The sequence below is a fragment of the Pseudomonas brassicacearum subsp. brassicacearum genome (genome assembly GCF_008801605.1).
Classification (GTDB): Bacteria; Pseudomonadota; Gammaproteobacteria; order Pseudomonadales; family Pseudomonadaceae; genus Aquipseudomonas; species Aquipseudomonas brassicacearum.
The window spans coordinates 307,586-323,726 of sequence record NZ_VZPJ01000003.1 but is presented as its reverse complement, the minus strand read 5'-3'; the positions used below and the strand labels follow the sequence as shown (position 1 = coordinate 323,726).

Here is a 16,141-nt window from a genome sequence, read left to right as displayed (position 1 = left end):
AGGAAGGTGACGGCTAACTGACAGGCTTGTCAGTTTTGTCCTGGCTTGCTGTCGGATGAATGGTTGTGCCAGATGAAACTGCCCTGCGCGCTGTGATATCGGGCAGGTATACTGCCGCCTTTCGCGGCTCGCCCTTCGGGCCCGACTTGCATGCATGACCCGGAGCCTTACATGACTTCCCCGACACTTTCGCCTGCGGATGAACTCCCCGGCGGCGAACAGGCCGACTTGTCCGACAGCGATGTTTCCAGCGCCGAGGACGCCAAGGCGGCGATCCCAGCCTTCAAATTCCCGTTCAAACCCGGTGAACTGGCTGCGGCCAAGGGCGCCGGCCAGCAGCCGTGGTACAAGAACGGCGCGAAGAATGGCCATACCAAGACCCCGGGTGCCGCGCCTCCCGGCACGCGTCGTTCGATGGGCAAGCGCTGACATCATCCTTCACGCACGGGGGCGACTTCAGTTCGCGACCCGTGCGCCTGCCAGGCTTCCACTCAATTCGTAAGCCGCCAGCTCAGACTGGTGCGCCGCGAGGATTTCCGGCAACGAGCCTCGCAGGTACTCGACCCAGGTCTTGATCTTCGCATCCAGGTATTGGCGCGACGGATAGATGGCGTAGAGGTTCAGTTCCTGGGAGCGGTAGTTGGGCATGACCCGCACCAACGTGCCGTTGCGCAAGCCTTCGATGGCCGCGTACACCGGCAATACCCCCACGCCCATGCCGCTGGTGATCGCGGTTTTCATCGCATCGGCCGAATTCACCAGGAACGGTGAGCTGTTGATGGTGACCATCTCCTGGCCTTCCGGGCCGTCGAACACCCATTTTTCCAGCGGAATGACCGGGCTGACCAGGCGCAGGCAGGCGTGGTTGAGCAGGTCGCCGGGTTTTTGCGGGCAGCCGCTGGCTTTCACGTAGGCGGGTGATGCGCAGACGATGCTGTAGGTGATCCCCAGGCGCTGGGAGACGAAGCCCGAATCCGGCAACTCGCTGGCGAGCACGATTGAGACGTCGTAGCCCTCGTCGAGGATGTCCGGCACGCGGTTGGCCAGGGTCAGGTCGAAGGTCACATCCGGATGGGTCTTGCGGTAACGGGCGATGGCGTCGATCACGAAATGCTGGCCGATACCGGTCATCGTGTGGACCTTCAACTGCCCGGCCGGTCGCGCATGGGCGTCGCTGGCCTCGGCTTCGGCTTCTTCGACATAAGCCAGGATCTGCTCGCAACGCAACAAGTAGCGTTTACCCGCCTCGGTCAGGGCAATGCGGCGAGTGGTGCGGTTGAGCAGGCGGGTTTGCAGATGGGCTTCCAGGTTGGAAACTGCGCGCGAGATGTTGGCCGTGGTGGTGTCCAGTTGCGCGGCGGCGGCGGTGAAACTGCCAGCTTCGGCAACACAACTGAACGCGCGCATGTTTTGCAAGGTGTCCATGGAGGGCTCTCTTGGGAGGTGGCAAATTGTGACACGAAGTTACAGAGCAGCGGGACCCGACTAATGGATTATCGCGTTAACGGTAACAAAGATTCACAGAAAGATCGGCTTATCGCCGGGTAGGGCGATGCCTAGAATTACCGTCAATCCTGGGTCACTGATTCCTGTGGGAGCCCTTGTGGGAGCCGAGCTTGCTCGCGATGAACGATGACGCGGTCCTGCTGTTAAACCGTGTCGTCCCCATCGCGAGCAAGCTCGGCTCCCACAAAGGCTCGCTCTCACAAGTTTTGCGTTAACAGGCAGCCATCCTCGTCGTCATGCTCCATCTCAGGAATTTTGCGCAAGTGCCGCGTTGCATCAGCAGAGAGCTGAAGACTCTCAGTGTTTGGGTTCTGACATTAACCATCAGCGGTTGCATCGGGACAGGCGGGATAGGGCCGCAAAGCCAGGTCCTGCCTGCCAACCAACTGGCTACCGATGCCGCCATCCGCGAGGCGGCTCGCGACGCCCACTGGCCCACCCGCCGATGGTGGCAAGCCTATGGCGATCAGCAGTTGGATCGCTGGGTCGATCTGGCCATGCAGGACAGCCCGAGCCTGGCCATGGCCGCCGCGCGGGTGCGCCAGGCCAAGGCCATGGCCGGTGTTGCCGAAGCCGCCGAGTCGCTGCAGATCAATGGCGAGGCGACCCTCAAGCGCCATAACTGGCCCACCGATCAGTTCTATGGCCCGGGCGAACTGGCCGACACCACGACCTGGGACAACAATGCCGCCCTGGGCTTGAGCTACGCCCTGGACCTGTGGGGCCGCGAGCGCAATGCCAGCGAACGGGCGGTTGACCTGGCCCATGCCAGTGTCGCTGAGGCGCGCCAGGCGCAACTGGAACTGCAGAGCAACATCGTGCGCGCCTACATCCAGTTTTCGCTGCACTACGCCCAGCGCGATATCGTCGCCGCGACCCTCCACCAACAAGAGCAGATTCTCGACCTGGCGCACAAGCGCCTGGACGGCGGCATCGGCACCCATTTCGAAGTCAGCCAGGCCCAGGCACCACTGCCCGAGACCCACCGCCAACTCGACGCCCTGGACGAAGCCATCGCCTTGAGCCGCAATCAGTTGGCGGCCCTGGCCGGCAAGGGACCGGGAGAGGGCACGCAACTGCAACGCCCGACCCTGGCCCTCGGCGCGCCGTTGAAGCTGCCGTCGGCCTTGCCCGCCGAACTGCTCGGCCAACGTCCGGATGTGGTTGCCGGGCGTTGGCAAGTGGCGGCCCAGGCCCGGGGCATCGATGTGGCCCGGGCCGGGTTTTATCCCAACGTCGACCTGGTGGGTAGCCTTGGCTACATGGCCACCGGTGGTGGGGCGCTGGAGTTCTTGACGGGCAAGAAGCTCACCTACAACGTCGGGCCGGCGATCACGTTGCCGATCTTCGACGGCGGGCGCTTGCGTTCGCAATTGGGCGAGGCGGCGGCGGGTTATGACATCGCCGTGGCGCACTACAACCAGACACTGGTGAACGCCCTCAAGGGCATTTCCGATCAGTTGATCCGCCGCCAATCCATGGACAAGCAGCAGGCCTTCGCCGCCGAATCGGTGGCCGCAGCCCAGCGCACCTACGACATCGCAATGGTGGCGTTCCAGCGTGGGCTTACCGATTACCTCAACGTGCTCAACGCCCAAAGCCTGTTGTTCAAGCAGCAACAGGTGCAACAGCAAGTGCAGGCGGCGCGCCTGAGTGCCCATGCCGACCTAGTGACGGCGTTGGGGGGCGGGCTTGAGGCCGGCAACGACAGTCCTGACTTGGGCCACGTACGGTGAGCCATATTTCCCCTGTGACGTCTTTACTTGCCCCCGCACGCTGGCTGTACCGTCTTGAATGGCGCCGGGGTTTCTTCGACTGGGCCCGCAGCGACGGGGTGACCTGGGTCTATATCTTCAAGGTCCTGTTTGCCGCGTTCCTGACCTTGTGGCTGGCGATGCGCCTGGAGTTGCCGCAACCGCGCACGGCCATGATCACCGTGTTCATCGTCATGCAGCCCCAGAGCGGGCAGGTGTTCGCCAAGAGTTTCTACCGCTTCCTCGGCACCCTGGCCGGTTCGGCGGTGATGGTGGCGCTGATCGCCTTGTTTGCCCAGAACACCGAGCCGTTCCTCGCGTGCCTGGCGGTCTGGGTTGGTCTCTGTTCGGCAGGGGCAGCGCGTTATCGCAACTTCCGGGCCTATGGTTTTGTGCTGGCCGGCTACACCGCGGCGATGATCGGCCTGCCGGCCCTTGCCCATCCGGAAGGCGCGTTCATGGCGGCGGTCTGGCGGGTGCTGGAGATTTCCCTGGGGATTCTCTGCGCCACCCTGGTCAGTGCCGCGATCCTGCCGCAAACCGCCAGTGCCGCCATGCGCAATGCCTTGTACCAGCGCTTTGGGGTATTTGCCCTGTTTGTTACCGATGGCCTGCGTGGGCGCAGCAAGCGGGAGGCATTCGAAGCGCGCAACGTGGGCTTCATTGCCGAGGCGGTGGGCCTGGAAAGCCTGCGCAGCGTGACCGTTTTCGAAGACCCGCACATGCGTCGACGCAACGGCCGGCTCAGTCGCTTGAACAGCGAATTCATGGGTATCACCACCCGCTTTAACGCTTTGCACCAATTGCTGGAGCGCTTGCGCAGCAGTGCGGCGGATCACGTGGTCAATGCCATCAAGCCGGGCTTGCAAACGTTGGCCGAGCTGCTCGACGGTTTCAGTGGCCGCGCCCTGACCGATGCCGATGCGGCCCGTCTGGCGGCGGCGCTGGCCGAGTACAAGGCCGAGCTGCCGGCCCAGGTGCGGCGGCTGCGGGCGTTGTTCCAGGAAACGGCGCCCAGTGATGGGCAGCAACTGGATTTCCATACTGCCTACGAGCTGCTTTATCGATTCGTCGACGACTTGCACGGCTATGCCTTGACCCACGCCTCCCTGGCCGATCATAGCCACGAACGTGAGCGCTGGGACGAACCGTTCGTGCCGCAGACCAACTGGCTGGCCGCTACGGCATCGGGTGTTCGCGCCGCCTTCATCCTGTTGGTGCTGGGGAGTTACTGGGTCGCCACGGCCTGGCCGAGCGGCGCGACCATGACGATGATCGCCGCCGCCACCGTGGGCTTGTCGGCCGCGACGCCGAACCCCAAGCGCATGGCTTTCCAGATGGCCTGCGGCACGTTGTTCGGGGCGTTGATCGGCTTTGTCGAGATGTTCTTCATCTTCCCGTTGATCGACGGCTTCCCTTTGCTCTGCGTGATGCTGGCGCCGGTGATCATGCTCGGTTCGTTCCTCAGCTCGCGGCCGAAATACGCCGGGGTCGGGCTGGGGCTGCTGATCTTTTTCAGCACCGGTTCGGTGCCGGACAACCTGACGGTCTACAACCCCTACGCCTTCATCAACGATTACATCGCGATGATCCTCGGCATGCTGGTGTGTGCCGCGGCCGGGGCAATCATTCTGCCGCCCAACAGCCGCTGGTTGTGGCGCCGGCTCGAACAGGATTTGCGCGAGCAAGTGGTGTTTGCCATCAGTGGCAAGCTCAAGGGCCTGGCATCGAGCTTCGAAAGTGGTACCCGCGACTTGCTGCACCAGGCCTACGGGCTGGCAGCGGGGCAGCCTCGGGTGCAACGGGACTTGCTGCGCTGGATGTTCGTGGTGCTGGAGGTCGGCCACGCGATTATCGAGCTGCGCAAGGAACAGGCGATCCTGCCGGTGCATCCGGCGTATGCCGAAAGCCAGCCGTGGCGCCAGGCGATTCGGGTGATGGGGCGGGCGCTGGTGCGGCTGTTCCGCCAACCGAGCCAGAGCAATCTGGAGCGTGCCCTGGTGGCGGTGGACCACGCCATCGGCCGCGTGCAGGCCACCGACGAACCCTTCGCCCCGCATTTCGACACCTCGGCCCTGCGCCGGGTGAAAAGCTATCTGCATTTCATCCGCACCTCGTTGCTCGACCCGCAATCGCCCTTGGCCGGCTATGCCATGCCGCACGCCACACCGCTTCCCCAGGAACTTGAACATGCCCCGTGAGATCGCCTTCCATGGCGTATACATGCCCACCATGACCTTGATGTTTTTCATCGCTGCCGGCCTGGCCTGGGCCTTGGACCGCTTCCTGTCGGGGCTGGACCTGTACCGCTTCTTCTGGCACCCGGCGTTGCTGCGCCTGAGTCTGTTTACCTGTCTGTTCGGCGCGCTGGCGCTGACGGTCTACCGTTGAGATCGATGCGATGAGAAAGTTTTTCAGCCTGCTGGCGACGCTGTTGGTTCTGGCCCTGGCGCTGTGGATCGGCCGTACGTTGTGGGTCCATTACATGAACGAGCCCTGGACTCGCGATGGCCGGGTGCGGGCCGATATCATCAATGTGGCCGCCGATGTCAGCGGCGAGGTGGTCGAAGTGCCGGTGCGCGACAACCAATCGGTGAAAAAGGGCGACCTATTGATGCGCATCGATCCTGAGCATTACCGCATCGCCGTGAAGCAGGCTCGCTCCCTGGTGGCGTCACGCAAGGCCACTTGGGAGATGCGCAAGGTCAACGCCCATCGGCGTGCCGACCTGGATAGCCTGGTGATCTCCCGGGAAAACCGCGACGACGCCAGCAACATCGCCGACTCGGCCCTGGCCGATTATCAGCAGGCCCAGGCGCAATTGGAAGCCGCGGAGCTGAACCTGTCGCGCACCGAAGTCCGCGCGGCGGTGGATGGCTACGTCACCAACCTCAACGTGCACCGTGGCGACTACGCCCGCATCGGCGAGGCGAAGATGGCCGTGGTGGACATGAATTCGTTCTGGGTCTACGGCTTCTTCGAAGAGACCAAATTGCCCAAGGTGCGGGTCGGCGATTCAGCGCAGTTGCAGTTGATGAGCGGTGAGATGCTCAAGGGGCATGTGGAAAGCATCTCCCGCGGCATCTACGACCGGGACAACCCCGAAAGCCGCGAACTGATCGCCGACGTGAACCCGACCTTCAACTGGGTTCGCCTGGCCCAGCGGGTGCCGGTGCGCATTCATCTGGACGAAGTGCCCGACGGGGTGCTGCTGGCGGCGGGGATGACTTGCACGGTGGTGGTAGAACCCCACGACAAGCGCTGACCCCTTGTGGGAGCGAGCTTGCTCGCGAAAGCGGTGGGTCAGTTTGCAAAGATGTTGACTGTGCCGGTGTCTTCGCGAGCAGGCTCGCTCCCACAGTTTTCGGGGTGGCCGCTATTTATCAAAGCGACCCACCCAACCCAAACCGCTTCATCAACCCTTTTTCCAGCAACCCCTTGGGCAGCAAGCCGGCCATCAATGGCAATGCCCGGCTGCCATTGCCCAGACGCAGCAAGCGGGGTGGCTTGGGTTGTTGAACCGCCTTGAGCAGCGCGGCGGCGAATTCGGGGGCCGGGGTCGGGTTGTCCTGGGAGGCCTTGGCCCGGGCGCGGATGCCGTCGCGCAGAGGCCACCAGGGCGATTGTTCGCTGATCAGTTGTTCGGCTTCATGGCCGGCATTCTTGGCGAAGCTGGAGGCGATGGCGCCGGGTTGGACCTCCATCACGCGGATGCCGAACGGCGCCAGCTCCATGCGCAAGGCATCGCTCAAGGCATGCACCGCCGCCTTCGAGGCGCAGTAGGCTCCGGCAAACGGCGTGACCAGTACCCCGGAAACGCTGCCGATGTTCACCACCAGCCCCTTGGCCCGGCGCAACACCGGGAACAGCGCCCGGGTGACCCCGACGATGGCGAACACGTTGGTTTCGAACTGACGCTGCATGGCCGGCACGCCACCGTCCAGCAACGGGCCCATGGCGCCGTAGCCAGCATTGTTGACCAGCACATCCAGGCCGCCATGCTGCTGGTTGATCCGTTCGTTGAGTTGTTCCAGGGCCTGGCCGTCGTTGACGTCCAGTTGCACGGCGGTGAACCCGGCAGCGCTGAGTGTCGCTACGTCTTCAACCTTGCGCGCCGTGGCCCAGACCTGATAACCCGCAGTCTTGAAGGCGTCGGCGAGGGCGCGGCCAATGCCGCTGGAACATCCGGTAATCAGCGCAACAGGCATGGCGCATTCCTTGTGCAAAAAGTGGGGGGAGAGCAATCAGTTGGAAAAACTACCGTGCAATCGCTCGGCGCGAAACTCCAGGGTCTGCGGGCGATAACCCGGACGCAGGGGCGGCAGCGGCAGGCAGTCTTGCCAGTCAGCGCCGGCCTGCAATTGGCCGGGGCCTCGGTAGCGCGGTGCGTCGTAGGGGGTGTCGGCCAGGTTGATGGTGTCGCCAGGCGCATAGGCCGCGACCCGCCAGCGCAGTTCGATCAGTGGCACGTCATTGGTGTTTTTCAGGTTCAGCGACAGCGGTCGGTCGGCGGGGCATTGCCCGGGGGAATAGGTGATGCGCATTTCCAGGCGCTCCAATTGCCGGGTCTCGCGGTTTTCCTGCCAGAGCACCCACGCAGCGACCAGTCCCAGCCCGATGAACGCCGCCAGGGAAACCGGCAAGGCCCTGGCCGGGTAGCGCAACAGCAGGATGAGCCAGGTGATGACCAGCAAGACGCCGATAAGCATGGTGGAAGCCTCCGTTCCCGTTGCCACATCCTACCGAAGGGAGCGGGCGATGGATATTCACCGATCCTGCACCGTCGGTCGTCACTGTCATATCTGACAGTTGGCAGCCTTGCAGACCCGTTGGTTAGATGGGCCGCGATACCCTGGCACTACACGGGATTCCTACAGATGGGCATGGATTATCGAACGCCGACGTTGATAGCCGTCGACTCGCGAAGCAGGCCGGTTCGTTCGGTCGAATACTGCCGCAGCCTGGAGAACGGCCCGGCGCAGCGGCGTATCAACCGCAGCCTCTTTGACCTCGCCGGCCGCGCGGTGAAACAGTGGGATCCGCGGTTGTGGGCCATGCAGGACCGTGACGAATTGGCCCCCAGCAACCTTTCGGCGATTTATTCGTTGTCCGGCGTCACCCTGCGCACGGACAGCGTCGATGCCGGCCGGCAGACCGATCTGCCGGGGCTCGCCGAGGAAGGACTGCTGGGCTGGGACAGTCGAGGGACACTGCGCGATGTGCTCTATGACGAATCGCTTCGCCCCGTGGCGGTGTTCGAGCAAGGTGGTGGAATGCCGCGTCGGTGTACCGAGCGCATGACCTACGGATATCCGGGCCAGGGCGATCAGAACCAAAATCAGTATGGCCAACTGATCCGTCACGACGACACGACGGGTACGTTGTTACTGGCGTCGTTTGCCTTGACCGGGCAAAACCTCATGCAGGACCGCCGTTACATCCTCGATGCGGCTTTGCCCGATTGGCCGGAGCCGGAACCCGATCGCGAACAACTCCTTGAACCTGGAAGCGGTGCCGTTTCGACGTGGCGCGTCGGCCCGCTGAGCGATGAGCTGGAGCGAGTCGACGCCCGGGGAAATCGCCAACGCCAACGCCTTACGCTCGATGGCCGGCTGTCCGGCAGCCAACTGCTATTGGCGGGGCAGGGCGATTGGCAGACGCTGGTGAGTGATATTCGCTACGATGCCCTTGGACAGATCGAGGGAGAAATAGCCGGCAACGGCGTGAAAACCACCCTTATCTACAGCCCTGAGGACGGGCGCCTGGCGGAGCGCCAAGCCCTGCGTTCCGGCCAGGTACAGCAACACTTGCGCTACGTTTATGACCCGATGGGCAACGTGTTGAGCATCGAGGACGCAGCCCTGGCGGTCCGCTACTTTGCCAACCAGCGCATCGACCCGATCAGCCGCTTTGTCTACGACAGTCTCTATCAACTGATCAAAGCCACCGGTTGGGAGGCGGGCTCTGCAAACCAGGGGCCCGACTCGCTGAGGCAGAACGGCCCGGCGGCGGTCAGCAATTACCAGCAGACCTACCGCTACGACGAAGGCGGCAATCTGTTGACGCTGGTTCACGTCGGGGCACAAAACCATGGTCGGGAAACCCAAGCGGCTCGCTATAGCAATCGCTGCCTTCCGTACCGCAATGGTGTTCCGCCCACGGAGGACGAAATCGCTGCGGCGTTCGATGCGCGGGGCAACTGCTTGGAACTGTACGCGGGACGGTTCCTGGTCTGGGACTCGCGCAACCAGTTGAGTTCGGTCACGTCCATTGAACGCGACTCGGGGCTTGACGACAGTGAAGTGTATGCCTACGACGGCGGTGGGCAACGTGTGCGCAAGCTGCGAACGCTGCAAACCGGCGCCCGTAGCTTGGCCGCCGAGGTGCGTTATTTGCCGGGCCTGGAGCTGCGTGCCGACAGCAGCACCGGAGAGTCACTCCAGGTCATCACCGCCCAGGGTGGGCTCAACAGCGTCCGGATATTGCACTGGGAAAGCCCACCACCTGCGGGGGCCAATGACCTCTATCGATACAGTTTTGCCGACCATTTGGGTTCGACCAGCCTGGAGCTTGGCCAGGACGGGCGAATCATCAGCCGGGAGCACTTCTATCCCTTCGGCGAGACCGCGTACCTGGCGGGGGCTGACGGGGTCGAGGCCAGTTACAAGACGGTTCGTTATTCGGGGAAGGAAAGGGATGCGACGGGGTTCTATTACTACGGCTATCGCTACTACATGCCTGGCTTGCAGCGCTGGCTCAATCCAGACCCCGCGGGAGATATCGATGGGCTGAACCTCTACGCGATGGTGAGCAATAACCCGCTGACTTTTCGGGACGCCGACGGGCTTAACAAGACTGGAAAGTACGAAATTGAAATGGGCGTGAAGAATCGACTCAAGCTCGCAGGGGCAGCGCTTACGAGCCGGGTTAGCGTGTTTAAGCAAGCCACGGGAAAGTACAGTGAAGTGAACGACTTCAAAGTAGTGGAGGTCGGTGCATTCAATGACTATCTGGTGGGAGGAGATGAGGTCAGACAGAATCTTCAACGCTACAAGCAACGCTATAAAACCCTCTCCAGCGAAACAGCGCGTTCGAAGGTCGTTGGGCAGCCTTCAAACTTCGGTCTGGGGGCAAGCATTTCCGGTTATATGTTGCGCAGTGCCAATGACGTATTTGTGGACGAGCCGAACGATCCGGACGCTTTGCACAGACACCCTGACTTCGTCGTTGAGCGGCGCTTTTTCGCAGTCATGAAAAAATCCGACAAGTTGAAATCGCCCGAGGAGCGGCACATTTATGGTCTGGCTGAACTGAACATGTTTACTTCCGAGGGAAAAACGGAAGTGGATGTTGTGCAAGTGGTCGTCCATCCTGAAACCCAGGGTGACGGAACGTTGAAAAAAGAGGCGCTGGCAGAGGCCACCTCAGTGGCGCGACTGCCGATTCTGAAGGGAGTGGGTACATTCTTGACGGTGCGCGCAATCAAGGCGATTTCGAAGGGAGCGGATATCAGAAAAATCAGAACGGACGCTGTCAATCCGCGCTCTGCCAGGATTGCCGAAAAGTTTGATGCCAAGAGAGTGGTCAATCAATAAAAAGCCCCCACCAGCCCGCTGCGGATAGGGGACGCAGTGGGTTGGATGGGGGCTTCTTGTTCTGCTGATCGTTACTGCGCGATGGTCTTCACCGACACGCCGCGTTCGATCGGGGTGGAGCGACCGTAGATGTCTTCGAAACGCTCGATGTCGTCTTCGCCCAGGTAGCTGCCGGACTGCACTTCGATGATTTCCAGTGGGATCTTGCCCGGGTTGCGCAGGCGGTGGACCGACGCGATCGGGATGTAGGTCGACTGGTTTTCGCAGAGCAGGAACACGTTCTCGTCGCAGGTCACTTCGGCGGTGCCGCTGACCACGATCCAGTGTTCGGCGCGGTGGTGGTGCATCTGCAGCGACAGGCACGCGCCCGGCTTGACCGAGATGTGCTTGACCTGGAAACGACCGCCCATGTCCACCGAGTCATAGGAACCCCACGGACGATAGACCTCGCAGTGGTTCTGGGTCTCGCTGCGGCCCTGTGCGTTGAGGGTGTTGACCATCTGCTTGACGCCTTGGACCTTGTCCTTGTGGGCGATCATCATGGCGTCCTTGGTTTCGACCACCACGATGTTGTCCAGGCCGATTACCGACACCAGCTTGCCGTTGCCGTGGATCATGCAGTTGCGGCTGTCCTGGACGACCACGTCGCCTTTGGTGACGTTGCCGTTGGCATCCTTGGGATTGACTTCCCACAGCGACGACCAGCAGCCGACATCGCTCCAACCCGCCGACAGTGGCACCACGCAGGCGCGCTGGGTTTTTTCCATCACGGCGTAGTCGATGGAGTTGTCCGGGCAGCAGGCGAAGGTGGCTTCGTCGAACGTGATGGTGTCGGCCGTCTGCTCACTGCGCTCCAGGGTCAGCAGGCAGGTGTCGTAGATGTCCGGATCGTGCTTTTTCAGCTCTTCGAGGAAACGGCTGGCGCGGAACAGGAACATGCCGCTGTTCCAGAAGTAACCGCCGGCCTCGACGAACTCTGTGGCGCGCTTGACGTCGGGTTTCTCGACGAAGTGCGAAACGCGGCTCACGCCTTCAGGCAGCAGCGCGTCGTTGGTCGATTTGATGTAGCCGTAGCCGGTTTCCGGCTTGGTGGCCGGTACGCCGAACAGCACCATTTCGCCACGCTCGGCGGCCACGGTGGCCAGGGCCAGGGCGCGTTGCAGGGCTTTCTGGTCTTCCAGCACGTGGTCGGCAGGCAGCACCAGCATCAGCTCGTCGCGGCCTTCGTTGACCAGCATCATCGCGGTCAACGCCACGGCCGGTGCGGTGTTGCGCCCGAACGGTTCCATCAGGATGCGCTGGGCTTCGAGCTTACGGTTGGTCAACTGTTCGTTGACGATGAAGCGGTGGTCTTTGTTGCAGACCACGATTGGCGTGTCCATGCCTTCGAACACCAGGCGCTCGAGGGTCTGCTGGAACAGGGTGTGTTCACCGGTCAGGGCCAGGAACTGTTTAGGGAATTGCTTGCGCGAAAGCGGCCAAAGACGTGAGCCACTACCACCTGACAAGATCACCGGAATCATGTTTGTTACTCCTTGAAGCGAAATGGTTGTTAGAGCTACTGCGTTCTGTCGTTTCACTCTCTTGTTCTTGTTCCGTACCCGACTGACACCCCGATTCAGGGTGGGAGCGGGCTTGCTCGCGAAAGTGGTGCTTCAACCAACATCAATGTTGAATGTGAGACCGTATTCGCGAGCAAGCCCGCTCCCACAGGGGTACAACGTCAATCAGGTGAATTCATCAGCGGGTCGACACTGGGCGTTTGACCCACACTGGCGACAGGCTGCTGCCTGAACCGGTGACGTACAGCACGGCTGCTTCACCGCGCTCCAGGGCCACGGGCTTGAGGTCGCCGACTTTCTTGTCGCCTTCGAACAGCGCCAGGGACACTTTCACCGGGTTGATTTCACGCTCGCCACGGCCCTTGGCGGCCACGTTCGGCACCACTTCGGTCTTGCCGTCGGCGGTCTTGAGGGTCAGTGCCTTGTCGCTCAGGTTCTGTACGCGGACCAGGGACTTCTGCTTGTTCTTGAACGGAGGCTCTTCGATCAGTTGCGGCTGGCCGCTGGCGTTGTTGACCAGGGTGTAATAGTGATCGGAAGCCAGTTTCACCGGCACGGTCTGGCTGCCGACCTTGGCGCTGTAGTCGCCACCGGGCATGAAGCTGAAGTCGCTGCTGGCCAAGGGAGCTACGTCGCTGATGTTGGTGCTGCCGACGGTTGCGCTGACTTCGGCGTTGGCGGCGTTGTACACCCGCACGAAGCTCGAGCCTTTTGGTGCGGTCGGGCCGTACAGGGCCGCGTCACCGGCAAAGGCGGACAGTGAGAGGGCGCTCATGCTGGCGACCAGGGCAACGGCCTTGAAGGAGCGAGCAGCGAGACGGCGAGGAGTAGTGTTGAAAGTCATGGTGGACCTCTCTTTCAGTTTTGCGCCCGGTCGGGCGTCTCGGATGGGGTGTTGGCGGCTACGTTCTGTTGGCGCGCGCCGGCTTGCTTGAGCTCTGCGACCCACTGTGGGTCGGCGTCGCCGATTTCGTTGTTCACGGGCAGATAGCGTTCAGGGAACTCCCAGATCAGCACCTGTGGCGGGCTGTTCTTGAAGGCGTCGCTCTTGAGGTAGCTGAGCATCGGCAGAATCGGGCCATGGCCGTCTTCGGCGTAGTTGACGACGTCGCTGTGCAGGGCTTGCTTGAGTGCACCGACGAAGTTCCAGTTGGGGTTGGCGCTGTAGCTGGTGCCGATCAGGGCCACGGGCACCTGGGCGTCGGCGAACAGCGCGTCGTCGCCAGCCGGCTGGTCGTCGGCTTCGCGGGTGTTGCGCTTGACCAGCGGCTCCTGGGCTGGCATCAGGTTTTCGAACAGCGGGTCCAGGGGCAGGAACTGGCGCAGGTCACCCTTGTGGGTGATTTTCTCCGCAGGTTCCGTGACGAAGCGTTGTGGCTCACCGTTGAGCGGTGCGCGTTCGGCAATGGCCTTGGCCAGGTTCTCGGCAGCGACCTGGGCACCTTCCGGAGTCCAGTGGGTGTCGGTGCGCAGGAACACTTGCTGGCCGCCTTGCTTGGCCTGTTGCAGCGGGCCGAGCAGGTCCGGCGCGAGGATCTTGTCGGCCGCCACGCGAGCGTGGAAATCCTGGTAGAGGTTGGCGTGAATGCTCGATGGCTTCACGTCACCCAGGTGCTCGGGGTACAGCCGCGCCTTGGCCGGCACGATCGCCATGACCAGGGTCACGCCTTGTTCCTTGAGCTTCTGGCGCACGCCTTCGACCAGCGCGTAGTTGCCTTGCAGGTTCAGCTCTTCGTTGACGATCGGGTTGAACTCTTCGTCGCTGTACAGCCACTGGTCGCGGCCCAGGACCACGCCTTTGCGGCCTTCGTTGAACAGCTTGTAGTCCAGCGCAGCCCAGATGTTGGTGCCCAGGCGCTTGATCGGGAACTCGTCGTCGTAGTGCGTTTCCACGGCCTTGGCCCAGCGCCCGTTGAGCACGGTGGCGTCCGGGTTGGTGCTGAAGCCGAAGAAACTGCGCATCGACCACAGGCCCAATGCTGTCAGGATCAGCATGAACAGTGCGATGTAAAAGATGCGTAATGAGCGGGTCATGTTCAGATCCCTCAGAACTGGAAGTAAAGGAACGGCGAGAAGCTTTGCGCCGAGAGTTTGAGAATCGAGGCGATGAACAGCAGCAGCACCAGGGCGCGCATCACGTAGCGTGACCAGTCCACGGTCCAGTAGGCCGGTTGCACCTGGGCTTCGACACCCACGGTGTAGCCTGGTTCATGGATCGTCGATGGGTTGTCACCCGGTACGGCCTTGATCATTCCCGGTTGTGCGGTGGCCGGGCCGTTGGCCTCGGTATTGACCTCAGGCTTGGTCTTGACCGGCGGACGGTTGGTGTAGAAGTCCCGCAGGCCGAAGAAGGCGAGGGTGATATAGGCCACCACCAGCGTGGCGATCTGCAGGCCGGTGAGGTTGGCGCGGGTCAGTTCCGACAGCGACCAGTCGCCGAAGCTGAACATGGCGCTGTACATGCGACCGGCCACGTGCAGGTTCTCGGAGCGGAAAATCACCCAGCCCATCACCACCAGCAGGAAGGTCAGCGCCCAGCGGATCGGGTTGATGCTGCGTGGCGTGGTGTTGATGCCCACGGCTTTTTCGATGGCCAGCCACATGCCGTGCCAGGCACCCCAGATGATGTAGGTGAAGTTCGCGCCGTGCCACAGACCACCGAGCAGCATGGTCAGGAACAGGTTGCGATAGGTCATCAGCGTGCCTTTGCGGTTACCGCCCAGGGTGATGTAGAGGTAGTCGCGCAGCCAGGTGGACAGGCTGATGTGCCAGCGACGCCAGAACTCGGTGATCGACTGGCTGATGTAGGGCTGCTTGAAGTTTTCCATGAAGCGGAAACCCATCATCAGGCCCAGGCCGATGGCCATGTCGCTGTAGCCGGAGAAGTCGAAGTACAGCTGCGCGGTATAGGCCAGGGCGCCGAGCCAGGCATCGCCCGTGGTCGGGTTCTGCAAGGCGAAGCAATGGTCGGCCACCACCGCCAGGGTGTCGGCGATGAACACTTTCTTGATGAAGCCCTGCATGAAGCGCGTGCAGCCTTCGGAGAACTTGTCCAGCGTGTGGGTACGGTTGTTGAACTGGTCGGCCAGGTCGCGGAAACGCAACACGGGGCCGGCGATCAGGTGCGGGAAAATCGCCACGAACGCCGCGAAGTCGATCAGGTTGCGGGTCGCCGGGGTGTCACCGCGATAGACGTCGATGATGTAGCTGATGGACTCGAAGATGTAGAACGAGATCCCGATCGGCAACAGCACGTGGGTCAGGATGAACGGTTCGAGACCGAAGCTGGTCATGATCGCGTTGAGGCTGTCCACGCCGAAGTTGGCGTACTTGAAGTAACCCAGGATGCACAAGTCCACCGCCACGCCGAGCAACAGCCAACGCTGGGCCGGTTTGGTGCGCACACCGGCGGCGCCAACTTTCAGGCCGATCCAGTAGTTCCACAGGGTGACGCCGGCGAACAGCGCCAGGAAGTCCACCCGCCACCAGGCATAGAACACGTAGCTGGCGATCAGCAGCAGCAGGTTGCGATAGCGTTGCCCGCTTAAGTAGTACAAGCCGAGAAAGATCGGCAAGAACAGAAACAGGAACACATTGGATGAAAATACCATCCCGATCTCTCCATGTTGAATCAACAGTCAAGGGCCAGAGCCCCCCCAAACCCCCCCAATGAAAAAGAGGGGTGATGATCGTTCCCACGCTCTGCGTGGGAATGCCTCTACGG

Annotated in this window: 13 protein-coding genes; 6 read left to right on the top strand and 7 right to left on the bottom strand. The window is 62.1% G+C overall.

Going from position 1 to position 16,141, the window contains the following annotated elements; translation table 11 throughout:
- Positions 1-171 precede the first annotated feature (171 nt).
- A complete protein-coding gene (locus F7R20_RS09985; protein ID WP_003205335.1) occupies positions 172-429 on the top strand; it encodes a hypothetical protein in 258 nt (85 codons plus the stop codon).
- A gap of 27 nt (positions 430-456) precedes the next feature.
- On the opposite strand, the gene F7R20_RS09980 is transcribed toward F7R20_RS09985, so the two are convergent.
- Positions 457-1,425, bottom strand: coding sequence for a LysR family transcriptional regulator (locus F7R20_RS09980; protein ID WP_003205334.1), 969 nt, complete (start codon positions 1,423-1,425; stop codon positions 457-459).
- 344 nt (positions 1,426-1,769) lie between these two features.
- Between F7R20_RS09980 and F7R20_RS09975 the strand changes: the two genes are divergently transcribed.
- Genes F7R20_RS09975 through F7R20_RS09960 form a run of 4 tightly spaced genes read left to right on the top strand, consistent with a single transcriptional unit; the run spans position 1,770 to position 6,525 of the window.
- Complete coding sequence (locus F7R20_RS09975) at positions 1,770-3,242, top strand: efflux transporter outer membrane subunit (protein ID WP_003205333.1); 1,473 nt, start codon at positions 1,770-1,772, stop codon at positions 3,240-3,242.
- A 14-nt stretch (positions 3,243-3,256) separates the two neighbouring features.
- The gene (locus F7R20_RS09970; RefSeq protein ID WP_003205332.1) at positions 3,257-5,461 is read left to right on the top strand and encodes an FUSC family protein; all 2,205 of its coding nucleotides are present in this window, start codon (positions 3,257-3,259) and stop codon (positions 5,459-5,461) included.
- A complete protein-coding gene (locus F7R20_RS09965; protein WP_003205331.1) occupies positions 5,451-5,651 on the top strand; it encodes a DUF1656 domain-containing protein in 201 nt (66 codons plus the stop codon). Before F7R20_RS09970 ends, F7R20_RS09965 begins: the two co-directional genes overlap by 11 nt.
- Positions 5,652-5,661: 10 nt before the next feature.
- Complete coding sequence (locus F7R20_RS09960) at positions 5,662-6,525, top strand: efflux RND transporter periplasmic adaptor subunit (RefSeq protein ID WP_003205330.1); 864 nt, start codon at positions 5,662-5,664, stop codon at positions 6,523-6,525.
- Between the two features lie 118 nt (positions 6,526-6,643).
- Here the strand turns inward: F7R20_RS09960 and F7R20_RS09950 are convergent, their stop codons facing one another.
- Positions 6,644-7,468 carry an SDR family oxidoreductase gene (locus tag F7R20_RS09950; protein ID WP_003205329.1) on the bottom strand — a complete coding sequence of 275 codons (825 nt, stop codon included), beginning with the start codon at positions 7,466-7,468 and terminating at the stop codon, positions 6,644-6,646.
- Between the two features lie 36 nt (positions 7,469-7,504).
- Positions 7,505-7,969 (bottom strand): hypothetical protein, encoded by a 465-nt coding sequence (locus tag F7R20_RS09945; RefSeq protein ID WP_003205328.1) that lies wholly within the window; start codon positions 7,967-7,969, stop codon positions 7,505-7,507.
- Between the two features lie 168 nt (positions 7,970-8,137).
- Between F7R20_RS09945 and F7R20_RS09940 the strand changes: the two genes are divergently transcribed.
- Positions 8,138-10,855, top strand: coding sequence for an RHS repeat domain-containing protein (locus F7R20_RS09940; protein WP_003205327.1), 2,718 nt, complete (start codon positions 8,138-8,140; stop codon positions 10,853-10,855).
- Between the two features lie 71 nt (positions 10,856-10,926).
- Here F7R20_RS09940 and F7R20_RS09935 read toward each other — a convergent pair whose 3' ends face one another.
- From F7R20_RS09935 to F7R20_RS09915, 4 genes are all read right to left on the bottom strand, one after another.
- Positions 10,927-12,378, bottom strand: a complete 1,452-nt coding sequence (locus tag F7R20_RS09935; protein WP_013694167.1) for a mannose-1-phosphate guanylyltransferase/mannose-6-phosphate isomerase — start codon at positions 12,376-12,378, stop codon at positions 10,927-10,929.
- A 217-nt stretch (positions 12,379-12,595) separates the two neighbouring features.
- The gene (locus F7R20_RS09925) at positions 12,596-13,261 is read right to left on the bottom strand and encodes an alginate O-acetyltransferase AlgF (RefSeq protein WP_003205325.1); all 666 of its coding nucleotides are present in this window, start codon (positions 13,259-13,261) and stop codon (positions 12,596-12,598) included.
- Positions 13,262-13,275: 14 nt separating this feature from the next.
- Positions 13,276-14,451 carry an alginate O-acetyltransferase gene (locus F7R20_RS09920; RefSeq protein ID WP_003205324.1) on the bottom strand — a complete coding sequence of 392 codons (1,176 nt, stop codon included), beginning with the start codon at positions 14,449-14,451 and terminating at the stop codon, positions 13,276-13,278.
- Between the two features lie 11 nt (positions 14,452-14,462).
- Positions 14,463-16,028, bottom strand: coding sequence for an MBOAT family O-acyltransferase (locus F7R20_RS09915; RefSeq protein ID WP_003205323.1), 1,566 nt, complete (start codon positions 16,026-16,028; stop codon positions 14,463-14,465).
- Positions 16,029-16,141: the final 113 nt, after the last annotated feature.

What these genes read in the sequence shown, in the direction of transcription:
- F7R20_RS09985 (WP_003205335.1), top strand. Translation starts at nt 172, where the DNA reads ATGACTTCCCCGACACTTTCGCCTGCGGATGAACTCCCCGGCGGCGAA.
- F7R20_RS09950 (WP_003205329.1), bottom strand. Translation starts at nt 7,468, where the DNA reads ATGCCTGTTGCGCTGATTACCGGATGTTCCAGCGGCATTGGCCGCGCC.
- F7R20_RS09965 (WP_003205331.1), top strand. Translation starts at nt 5,451, where the DNA reads ATGCCCCGTGAGATCGCCTTCCATGGCGTATACATGCCCACCATGACC.
- F7R20_RS09960 (WP_003205330.1), top strand. Translation starts at nt 5,662, where the DNA reads ATGAGAAAGTTTTTCAGCCTGCTGGCGACGCTGTTGGTTCTGGCCCTG.
- F7R20_RS09945 (WP_003205328.1), bottom strand. Translation starts at nt 7,969, where the DNA reads ATGCTTATCGGCGTCTTGCTGGTCATCACCTGGCTCATCCTGCTGTTG.
- F7R20_RS09980 (WP_003205334.1), bottom strand. Translation starts at nt 1,425, where the DNA reads ATGGACACCTTGCAAAACATGCGCGCGTTCAGTTGTGTTGCCGAAGCT.
- F7R20_RS09935 (WP_013694167.1), bottom strand. Translation starts at nt 12,378, where the DNA reads ATGATTCCGGTGATCTTGTCAGGTGGTAGTGGCTCACGTCTTTGGCCG.
- F7R20_RS09915 (WP_003205323.1), bottom strand. Translation starts at nt 16,028, where the DNA reads ATGGTATTTTCATCCAATGTGTTCCTGTTTCTGTTCTTGCCGATCTTT.
- F7R20_RS09920 (WP_003205324.1), bottom strand. Translation starts at nt 14,451, where the DNA reads ATGACCCGCTCATTACGCATCTTTTACATCGCACTGTTCATGCTGATC.
- F7R20_RS09940 (WP_003205327.1), top strand. Translation starts at nt 8,138, where the DNA reads ATGGGCATGGATTATCGAACGCCGACGTTGATAGCCGTCGACTCGCGA.
- F7R20_RS09925 (WP_003205325.1), bottom strand. Translation starts at nt 13,261, where the DNA reads ATGACTTTCAACACTACTCCTCGCCGTCTCGCTGCTCGCTCCTTCAAG.